Below are 10,213 nucleotides of genomic sequence, written 5' to 3'. Positions count from 1 at the left end.
TTTTGCTGGGCTACGAGATCCCCGACTTCTTAAAGAAGTCGGGGATCTGACCACCCTAAGCACTTCAGTGCTTAAAAATTCAGGACTTTAGTCTTGACTACGAACTTAGTAATGCAGATATTCTAGGCGATCGCACGCATCGCATCAAGCCGCTTCCCGCAGTTGTGGTTGTGACGGCACACTCACTTCTGGAAATGAAAGCGAGAGTTGTTCAGCTTGAGGTACTGCGGCTTGCTGCAAAACTTGAACTTCGATATTCACGCTCACCAAATAACTACCTGTATCAGCACCAACTGCTTCGGCAATTAGTTTAGCAATGTCTGGGCGTTTGGCAGTCAGCGGGTCACGTAAAATACACCGATCCCATTCATGCTTGGCAGTCGGATTGAGATTGAGAATATAATGCTTCATCATCGAACTAACCCTTGAATCCATCTTCCAGAAGGTTTTCACGGAGCCATTATGCATTTGGCTAGGCTTTGTGGACGCTCTCTCTATTATAGTATATTTGTACTAAAATGGGCGATATCTGAGTGAGAAAGTAGGGGATATAGACCAAAACACTTGTAGAGACGGCGATTTATCGCGTCTCGAAAACCCAAAATTTTTGCCATTAGCCCTACACCGTATTGGTAATCGACCATTAGTAGTACAGAGGGGTGTATTAGCGATATTGCCGTGCTAGATCCCACAGAGGCGAATAATCAAAGTGCGTCCTCGCCAATTTGGTCGCCAGTCCCTAATCCCTGAAAATCTGTCCATAGGTAATTCCTAATACAAAGCTATTGCAACTAAGCTTACAAAGCAACGCCTAATTTTTATGTAAATTGCTATATGGTAGATATCTATATTATTGACCTATTTGTGATTGGTCTGCTTTTGTTGATAGTCACATTAGCGTCAGGTTTAATTGCTCGCTTACCTCTTTCTTTTGCGATTATCTACCTACTGGTTGGCATTTTTCTAGGCCCTTATAGTTTAGGTCTAATTCAATTACGTCAAGATGAAGCTTTCAACGCCGAATTACTAGAGAGAATAACAGAACTTGTAGTAATTATTTCTGTATTTAGCTGCGGCTTAAAAATTGTTCGCCCATTAAGGTTAAGGGTTTGGGATATTACGGTACGATTGATTGTCTTTCTGATGCCAATTTCAATTTTTGCTTTGGCTGCTGTAGGTAAATTATTTTTAGGAATGAATTGGGGAGAAGCAATTTTATTAGGGGCAATTCTCGCACCAACAGATCCAGTCTTAGCATCAGAAGTACAACTGACCAATATAAACGACCAAGATGAGTTGAGATTTGGTTTAACCTCTGAAGGTGGGTTAAATGATGCTTTAGCGTTTCCCTTTGTTTATTTTGGCATTCATGCATTAGAAGATGATAACTGGAGTAACTGGTTTAAACAGTGGATTACGGTTGATTTAATTTGGGCGATCGCAGTTGGTATTATTATGGGAATTGCTGTTGCTAAATCAATAGTTTGGATTGATAAAAAAATTCAAAAGCGCCTCCCTTCCGATAAAATAATGGAAGATTTTATTGCCATCAGTATAATTTTGCTAACTTATTCATTAACAGAAGTAGTTAATGGCTATGGATTTCTGGCAGTATTTGTAGCTGGGTTAGTCGTCCAACGCAGTTACAAAAATCCTGAAAAACCGCTAGCACAATTAGAATTTATTGAGCGACTTGAAAAGCTGCTAGAAGTTGGAACAATTTTACTATTGGGTTCAATATTATTATTGCAACCAATGCTCAATTATGCTGTGCAATCTTTGATAGTGATAATTTCATTATTTTTGATCATCAGACCTTTAGGAGTTTGGATTAGCACAATCGGTAAAAGCCCTCTAGAATCACGCCGTAGAAGTATGCATCCAGGAACTCGTTTGTTATTTGGATGGTTTGGTATTCGTGGTGTTGGCTCTTTATACTATCTCGCCTATGCATTTGGTCATGGCTTAAAAGGTGAGGCCGCTGAACAAATTGCCTGGATAACTTATACTACTATTGTAGTTTCTGTGATTTTACATGGAATTAGTGCAACTCCATTAATGAAGTGGTATGAGCACAATCTTACTAATCAAACAAAAACTACTTCATAAATTTCAGGTGTGTTATTGGCATAACACACCTGAAAATTTTTGTGGCTTACTATCGGCGATTACACAACCTACAATTTAATTGTATTAACTATTTACCTGTCACTTTTTCAATCACTTCTTTCGCTTTTTCACCAAAACTTTCTGGAGGATTTTGTTCTTTCTCAGCCTTCAAATTCCTTTCGTAAGCCTTCTCAATAGTATTAAGGTTGGCTGAATCTTTTTTTGCTTGCTCATAAGCTTTTTGTCGTTCTTCTTCTCGAACGCCAACACCTGGGTCATATTCGTAAGCACGATTAACTTTTTCTTCAGAATTCGGTTTATACTCTGGAGGTATTAGCTTTAATTCTTCAAGAGTAGTTGCATAACTAGCTTGCTGACCGACAATAAATAAACCTGACAAGCTGATGAAAATCATCAAGCCAGCAAGCAAAATACTAGAAAAGGCTTGTTTGAAAGCTAATACAATTTTTTGCATTGAGAAATTCTCCTATCTTATTTATGAGTCTTTTTGGTGTATAAATAGATTCGATACTCAAGACTCACAGGCATACTAAATGTTTAAGTACAGTTATTACTTCTACCGCAGGATATATTAATTTTTAGTTATAGTTAATTTATTTTAGTTTAGTGGGACTTTACCCTAAATAGCTCTCCCCAACCCCAATACGGTTCAGTTAGGCATGAAAACCTTAAGCTGCGTAAGTTGGGTTTCGCTATTGCTCAACCCAACCTACTATTTTTCTTAATCCGAGCGTATTAAGCTATAACCAACTGTAATTAATTTTAATTCCTCGGCTTTGCATTGCCTCTTCAAATAAATTTGTTGGTAGTGCTTCTTCCACAGCAAAAACACCTGGTTTATTGAGTTTGCCTTCTAGCAATAATTGGGCAATACTACCTGTGCCGCAACCAGAAGCCATCGCTGTATTTTCATGTACTATAGTTGAACAATAAACAGCAGTTTTACCATTTTTTTGCCCTGTAACTTCTGAACGAACTGCTACCCCAATCCCACTAAAATTATTAGTGACATCTGTCATTGAATGGCTGACATGAGACAGAAATTCAATCATGTAACGCCGCTGCATTAACCACTTGGGGAAAATGTGTGCCGCAATCCAAGTTAGATGATTGTAAAAATCGGGAACAGAGCCAAACTTAGTAATTACAGTTTTTACTGATGGGAAAGCATGGGGCAGTGTAAAGGTTTCTGGCATATCAAACCAGTAAACTCCGCTACGTCTATATGGGGATGGAAACTCAATTACTTCTCTTTCACTGTAAGGCTTGACTATTTCCCATTTTCCATCTATCCAAGCCTCAAAAGGATACTGCAACCCTAGAAAAGTTGTCCGCATCACTGTAATGCCAGCACCACCAGAACCAGAAACTAAATAACTTAAATGGATCTTTTCTGGTTGATCAAATTGTTCAACTCCCTGACGTACCATGCTATTAGAAATACCAGGGAAAATACCAGTATTAATAATTGCTGTCACACCAGCAGCAGCAGCTTGTTCATGATAATTGAGAGCCTTGCTGGTATAGGAGCGATGATCGCTGACATCTAGATAATTAACGCCTTGAGCAATACAGGTTTCGAGAACATTAGTATCTCGATAGTGAAATGGGCCAGCACAATGTATGACTAAGTTAGAGTTTGCGATCGCATCTCGCAGCTTGTCAACTTCTACTAAGTCCAATATCAAAAACTGTACTTGTCCTCCCGAAGACAAGCGAACAGCCCTTCCAAACTCCGCAGAACGTCCAGTAATTGTAATTTTTGCCTGCGTATGGGTAGCTAGATCCTGAGCAACACTGCTACCAATCCGCCCTCGTCCACCAAGAATTAAAACGCTGTCTGTCATTACTCCAAATTCGCAACACTAACCCTATTTCATCAGTTTTGTGTCCTGATTGCCATCGGTTATAAGTATGATTTATACAAGTTAACGAAATTTCTGCTACAAAGATGTTACCAGGGACGTACATTCAGTAAATCGCAAAGTTTTCCTCAAGAGCAATGCTTGGACAATGTTGTTTTTTAACTCTTAACTTTTTTGATAGCGCATTCCTGGTAGTTGCGAAACGAAACCCATAAGTTCCAGCTGTAACAAAGCACTGGAAACTGAGCCAGCAGCCATACTGGTTTGTTGGACAATAAAATCGAAGGGTAAAGCTTCACTTGCGAACGCATCCATTACCCTTTGTAGTTCTGGTGATAAAGTTGGCAAAATTAACTGTTCTGGTGCTGTGGAAGCCTCGATTCCATCAAGTTGTGGTATTGCTCCTAGCATTGTTAACAGTTCATCTAGTTCCTTAAGAATGAAAGAAGCTCCCTGACTCAGTAACTTTAAGCACCCTTGCGAGGGGTAATCATCAAGTCTTCCAGGTAACGCATAGACATCTCTACCAAATTCATTTGCGTATGTGGCTGTTATTAAGGCACCAGATTTTAACGGCGCTTCCATTACCAAGATGGCGCGGCTTAAGCCTGCAATAATTCTATTACGACGGGGAAAGTGCGTGCGATCGGGTGGGGTTTTTGTCGGGTACTCACTTACGACTAACCCAGCTGTCAAAATTTGCTGGTACAAATCCCGATTTTTATGTGGATAGATGACATCTACACCAGTTCCCAAAACTGCGATCGTGCGTCCGCCTGCTTTCATCGCAGCGCTGTGGCTTTCTGTGTCAATTCCCTCTGCCATTCCAGAAACAACTGTAAAGCCATTTTTAGCCAAAGCTGTGCTAATTTGGCGAGTCCAACGGATACCGTATTCTGAGGGTTGGCGTGTTCCAACAATTCCAACCAGCGGTTTTTGTCCGAGATTTTCTTGGAGTTCGACTTCACCGCGATAGTACAAAATCGGCGGCGGACTTGGAGTTTCCAGCAGTAAGCGGGGATAATCTGCATCTGCTGGTGTCCAGAAATGAGAGTTTTCCTGCTGGTGCTTGGTGAATAGTTGTTCTGGTTGCAAACGCGATCGCTGTTGTACTACTTTTTCTAATGTTTGCAAACCAAAACCTTCCACTTCTCCCAATTGTGCTTTGGTAGCGTTCCAAGCTGTTGCCAGCGTACCAAAATGCTGTTGCAGCCGTCGCAATAATACCGGGCCAATTCCAGAAATTTGTGCCCAAGCTAGCCAATATGCACCTTCTTCTACCACCGTTCCATCCTCACGCCTACTGGATTGAGTATTCCCAAATTTGACCTCATACCAATTCAATTAATAATTGCAACACATCCTTGGGTGAAGACGCGATGAATCGCGTCTCTACAAGATAGTTTATTTGTCGCATTCTATTTGCATACCTGCACCTCACCGGATTGAAAATGGCTATACCCTTGACCTTTTTTTAATTAAAAATTATTATTCTTAATTTTTAATTAATTAATTTGGGGTAAAAGCCCCCACTGATAGCGCAGCGTTAGCGAGTCCGCGTACTCTTACAGAGAAGCAAGCTACGCGCAGCGTCTCGTAGAGAGCGTCTTGCAATTTTTAATTAATAATTTTTAATTTTTAATTGGAGCAAAGCGACTTGACTTTTGACCCTTGACTCTTGACTATTAACTATTGACTATCTATTTTTATATTTTGTGATGAAATATTTCTATCGTCTTCTAATAAGCCTATGTGGGTGCCTAATATTTTTACTGCTGCATAGTGGACTTGGTTTGTTGCCTAGTTTGGCAGCCGAAAAAGTTACTGTCAGGTACGGATTGTTTGAGCAATCGATCCCGGTGGCAGATATACGCAACTATGACAAGACACAAAAGGCTTCTAGCGATTTGCAATCTTTCCTAGATTACCTAAGCGCTAAGGAGAAACAGAAGTTTCAAGATGCCCTTCAAGTAAAAATGTCTCTTGATATTGTGGCTTTAGATAAGCTGCTCAACACAGGAATGGGCAAGCAAATTTTATCTTTTGCTTCTAGTGCGATCGCTCGTCGCGATCAAGCCAGTACACAAGCCCTACGATCTGCCCTGATTTTAGGATCAAAATCACCAGAAGGTTTAGGTATAACCAGCTTTCTAGAAGCTTATCCCAGTAATCAACTAGTTGTTGACGTGTCAAAAATTTCCCGGCTAGTTGGCATGGCAAACTCTTCTTCTAGTTCTGCTGATGCACCACCAAAGGACAATGTAAGTACTTCACCTTTAGGAAAAATTGCACTGCAATATCAGACACTCGCAGCCCAAGATAAACAATTCTCCGGTTGCTTGTTTGGCGATTCTATTTCGGCTGGACTTGGTAATACCCTTGGGAGTGGTACTTTTAATTTTGGGTTAAATGGTCTGAGTACAATCTCATTATTAGAACAACTGAAAAGTTTAATTCCTACTAAGGTGAAATGCGAAAAAGCTATTATTGCCATAGGTGGAAATGATGCTTGGTATGGAATTAGTGATGAGTTGTTTAGCAAAAATCTCCAAGAGGCGATCGCACTTGTCCGAACAATGGGAAATAAAGAGATTTTTCTCATTCCAGCTTTTTATTCAACAGTTGCAGCAAGCTCAGATCCAACTGTAGCAGCCCCACTTTCTAGAGTTGAACAAATTAATGTTCTGATTAATCAAGTTGCTGAAACAGAAAAAGTGCCAGTTGCAGCAGCAGGACTAGCACCCTTGTATGAAAATAATGTTCTTAAAGAAAATTTGACCAGTGATGGCGACCATCTGAATGCAGAGGGTCTAAAAATTTATCGGCAAGCATTATTAGTAATACTAAGTAAGTAAGTAAGTATGTCAACCTAATTAAACATAAAACGCTCAGTAGATAGACCCCCGACTTCTCAAATAAGTCGGGGAATTACAAATTACGTAGCTTACTTCTCGTCCTTGGCGAGTATTACTAATTACGTTAGCGCAGCGTTAGCGAGTCATCGAGCGTCATTACGAATTACGAATTATCACTATTAGGCTTTCCAGTCCAAAAAGCGTGCATAAACATAAGCGATCGCTTCATCAATAATTGTCCGCACACCTGCGCTAGAAGCCCACCATTTCTCTGGATCGTAATCTTGTGTTTTGGCAGCAATCACACCAACTTTGATATCAGGATTCAGTAATTTTTTGAAAATTAGCCAACTCCTACGGGTGTGAACATCCAAAGAAAAAAGATTAATTGATTCTATCTGTAAATTTGAATTGGATAGCCAGCGATAAAATTCAGCAGCCGATGCATAACTACGATCCTTAACCACGAAAGGTGTCGGAACAGCTACCACTTTTTCTGTTTCTAAACCAAGTTTTATGAAAGTGGCGGCTGTCACCTCTGCAAAGTTCTTGTATCCGGTAAGATAACTTCCTTTTCCTAATGTGCCTCCGGTAGTAATTATTTGATAATAAGAACCGTTTTGAAATTCAGCCAAAGCTTCTTCTATAGCGTAATCTGGTAGCCATCCTTCAACAATTAATGCTTGTGCTGATTTGATTGGGGAAGTTACGGCAAGAAATGAGTGTACATGAGTAATAGTGAAAAATATTAAATAAGCAATCAAAGCGATCGCAATCGCCCACCCTTGAGCCGTAAGTGTCCACATTTCTTGGCGTTTGATTAGTTTGATTTTTGGAAATTTTTGACACCGACGATTTTTTGCCTGCATTAAACCTTAGCTAAACGTTGTTCTTTTAAGTAGGTAAATACAGACTTATCTCCAATATCCGCAGGAATTTCTTGCACTGTCTTTCGTAGGGCGAACACTAAAAATAACATCGCCCAAATTCCTAATAAAATACTTTCTCCCTGAGTTGGTAAGATTCCCACCAAATGTCCTAATAATAGTAGCGGTACTATTGGGGTTAATATTTTGGTTTCCAGGCGATTGAAACAAAAAGCCTCTTTAAAATAAATACCTGTCAAAGCAACGAAGATAAAACCAACTCCGAATAAGGTAATCGGCTGATTGTAAACAGTAAGAGCCAAAGGTTCACTACTAGAGATTGCCAATATCACTGATGTGATAGTACCGATCGCCCAAAAAACTTGCAAAGTTCGGTGCAGTGACGCCATATAGATATGAATCGTAAATAAACTGACACCAAGGGCGAGACTAAAACAAGCATATAGAGGTGTCAGTATGGTGAAAACGGTCGGGTTATTGTTGAATAAAATCAAAGCGCTGCCGATGGCAAAGCTCAGTGCTGCTACCATTAACCCAGCGCGGTAGATAATTACGCCAGTGCGATCGCTCTGAGTAATTGTAAATTCCCCAAACTGACCTTGATAAACTTCTGGTGCCGAGAGTGTTTGTGTAGTCATAGTTAAGAATATAATGATGATTCTCTAGTAGAGTACAACAAGAAATTGCTCAAGGGTTACTTTTATTATTATGAGCAATGAAACGAACTTAATGTCACCATTTCTAAACTTATGTCTTTCAGCAGTTGCTTTATTGCAATTCAAGTCTTATAAAAACAAGACTTGTAGTGCATCTTGTAAATTAATCTGTAACTGTGAGTGAGCATTGCCGCGATTAATGGCAATTTCTACCCAGCCGTGACTGCCAACTAAAGCTATTATCTCTCCCACCTTGACATCACTGTAAGTTTCACAGCCTGGTATATTCAACCCGGCGGCTTGCACACACCAAGTTTTGCCTTGGACGTAACTCTCTGGAATGTTGCTGACTAGGTTGCCAAAGTGGTCAATATATTGAATGTAACCCGCTACACCATTGGTTGTCTGCTTGCACTTATCTATATCTAGTTTGACCAAACTTGCTGGATCAATTTCTTTTCCTAGCTGTTTGAGGGGGACACCACTAGCAAGATTAGCTCCCACTGGTGCAAAGATATCCCTACCGTGAAAAGTCTTGCTTGGTTGAGGAGTTCGCCAATAGTTAAGATTTGTGAGTTCGACGGCTGCGAGCGCTGGACTTTGACTGAGTACGCCGCTGAATATACCATTATCTGGCCCTACCAGAAACCCTTGAGCAAATTCTACTGCGATCGCTCGTCGTTTACTTCCCACACCCGGATCTACTACTGCTATATGCACTGTTCCCTTTGGGAAATAGGGATAAGCATTCATTAGGCTAAACCTGGCTGCGGCAATATCTTGCGGCGGAATTTGGTGTGTTAAGTCTACTACCCTCAGTCTGGAGTTGATTTGGGCTATGACTCCCTTCATTATGCCTACATAAACATCGCGATCGCCGAAATCGCTTAGTAAAGTCACGAGTGGTTGTTGATCTATCTGCTTTTTGGACATCTTTTGGTAAAATTATATAAAAAATATATTTTTCTGTAGCAACAGCTACAAAATATGTGTTATGTTAAGAAGACAAGACAATAAAGTGAAAAATTAAACCAGGTAATCACTATGAATCAAAATAGACTACAAAGTGTGAGCAAAGCACGAGAAACTCACAGAGCGAATATTCAAAAAAGCCTAGAGCATCGCTTGGAAATAGCCAGAGCAAAAGGCGACGAACAGCTGATTCGTCAACTGGAAGCTGAAATGAGATATTCCAGTTAAATCAAGTTTTCATCGTTCATAGTTTTGTTGTTTAACCCGCTACGGCGGGTTTTTTGTTTTCATATCATGCCACTACTGCAATGGTAAAGCGTAATGGTAAAACTCTTCGTTCTTAATGTAATCTCGCGCTTCATAGAGTTTTTGGGCGGTTATGTTAGAAATTTGAGTAGCTAAAATTACTCGAATGGCTCCACTTTCTTTTGCATATTTTTCCGCAAAACTCATCAATAACTTTGCAATTCCCTTGCGGCGATACGACTCTTCCACATACAAATCGTTCAATATCCATACTCGTTTCATCGACACTGAAGAAAAGCTGGGATAAAGCTGAGTAAATCCAACTAATTCTCCATTATCATTAGCTGCAAACATTACCGAGTCATTATTCTGGAAACGTTCTTTGAGAAACTCTTTAGCAGCTTTAAGGTTTGATGGCTGATTGTAAAAAATACGATACCGATCAAATAGTACTGAAACACTTTCAATATGATTAATATTAGCTAAGAAAACTTCCATTGAGTGTCCTCATCACTTCAATGCAGTTTATACCACAATCCGGTTTAGTTAAGAGCTGATTCGTAAAGTAAATGTTAAATAGCTAATCGCCTGACCATGAGACG

At 40.0% G+C, this 10,213-nt stretch carries 11 protein-coding genes; 3 read left to right on the top strand and 8 right to left on the bottom strand.

The genetic code is table 11. The features are described from left to right. Positions 1-144 precede the first annotated feature (144 nt). Entirely contained in the window at positions 145-414 is a 270-nt protein-coding gene (locus ABF638_RS34815; protein WP_069069307.1) for a hypothetical protein, read from the bottom strand. A gap of 420 nt (positions 415-834) precedes the next feature. Here ABF638_RS34815 and ABF638_RS34810 point away from each other — a divergent pair, with 420 nt between their 5' ends. After that, positions 835-2,109: a cation:proton antiporter gene (locus ABF638_RS34810; protein WP_435027356.1), complete on the top strand. Its 1,275-nt coding sequence runs from the start codon at positions 835-837 to the stop codon at positions 2,107-2,109. Positions 2,110-2,197: 88 nt separating this feature from the next. On the opposite strand, the gene ABF638_RS34805 is transcribed toward ABF638_RS34810, so the two are convergent. The 3 genes from ABF638_RS34805 to dprA all read right to left on the bottom strand — a co-directional run bounded on the left by ABF638_RS34805 (position 2,198) and on the right by dprA (position 5,279). After that, positions 2,198-2,584, bottom strand: a complete 387-nt coding sequence (locus ABF638_RS34805) for a hypothetical protein (RefSeq protein WP_435027355.1) — start codon at positions 2,582-2,584, stop codon at positions 2,198-2,200. A gap of 286 nt (positions 2,585-2,870) precedes the next feature. Then, complete coding sequence (locus tag ABF638_RS34800; protein ID WP_435027354.1) at positions 2,871-3,977, bottom strand: saccharopine dehydrogenase family protein; 1,107 nt, start codon at positions 3,975-3,977, stop codon at positions 2,871-2,873. Between the two features lie 183 nt (positions 3,978-4,160). Then, positions 4,161-5,279: a DNA-processing protein DprA gene (gene dprA / locus ABF638_RS34795; protein WP_435027353.1), complete on the bottom strand. Its 1,119-nt coding sequence runs from the start codon at positions 5,277-5,279 to the stop codon at positions 4,161-4,163. Between the two features lie 512 nt (positions 5,280-5,791). On the opposite strand from dprA, the gene ABF638_RS34790 reads away from it, so the two are divergent. Further along, positions 5,792-6,850, top strand: coding sequence for an alpha/beta hydrolase (locus ABF638_RS34790; protein WP_435027352.1), 1,059 nt, complete (start codon positions 5,792-5,794; stop codon positions 6,848-6,850). A 179-nt stretch (positions 6,851-7,029) separates the two neighbouring features. On the opposite strand, the gene ABF638_RS34785 is transcribed toward ABF638_RS34790, so the two are convergent. From ABF638_RS34785 to ABF638_RS34775, 3 genes are all read right to left on the bottom strand, one after another. After that, on the bottom strand, positions 7,030-7,719 hold the full coding sequence (locus tag ABF638_RS34785) for a YdcF family protein (RefSeq protein ID WP_435027351.1): 690 nt from the start codon (positions 7,717-7,719) through the stop codon (positions 7,030-7,032). Further along, positions 7,719-8,375 carry a DUF2301 domain-containing membrane protein gene (locus ABF638_RS34780; protein ID WP_435027350.1) on the bottom strand — a complete coding sequence of 219 codons (657 nt, stop codon included), beginning with the start codon at positions 8,373-8,375 and terminating at the stop codon, positions 7,719-7,721. Before ABF638_RS34780 ends, ABF638_RS34785 begins: the two co-directional genes overlap by 1 nt. Positions 8,376-8,522: 147 nt before the next feature. Further along, positions 8,523-9,326, bottom strand: coding sequence for an SAM hydrolase/SAM-dependent halogenase family protein (locus ABF638_RS34775; protein WP_435027349.1), 804 nt, complete (start codon positions 9,324-9,326; stop codon positions 8,523-8,525). Positions 9,327-9,437: 111 nt separating this feature from the next. Between ABF638_RS34775 and pirA the strand changes: the two genes are divergently transcribed. Beyond that, positions 9,438-9,593 carry an arginine synthesis PII-interacting regulator PirA gene (pirA, locus tag ABF638_RS34770; RefSeq protein WP_176727237.1) on the top strand — a complete coding sequence of 52 codons (156 nt, stop codon included), beginning with the start codon at positions 9,438-9,440 and terminating at the stop codon, positions 9,591-9,593. A gap of 72 nt (positions 9,594-9,665) precedes the next feature. Here pirA and ABF638_RS34765 read toward each other — a convergent pair whose 3' ends face one another. Next, entirely contained in the window at positions 9,666-10,109 is a 444-nt protein-coding gene (locus ABF638_RS34765; RefSeq protein ID WP_435027348.1) for a GNAT family N-acetyltransferase, read from the bottom strand. Positions 10,110-10,213 lie beyond the last annotated feature (104 nt).

The sequence above is a fragment of the Nostoc sp. CALU 1950 genome, assembly GCF_051172895.1.
GTDB lineage: Bacteria > Cyanobacteriota > Cyanobacteriia > Cyanobacteriales > Nostocaceae > Nostoc > Nostoc edaphicum_A.
Note: the sequence above shows the minus strand (reverse complement) of the source record. Positions and strands in the feature narration are given on the sequence as shown.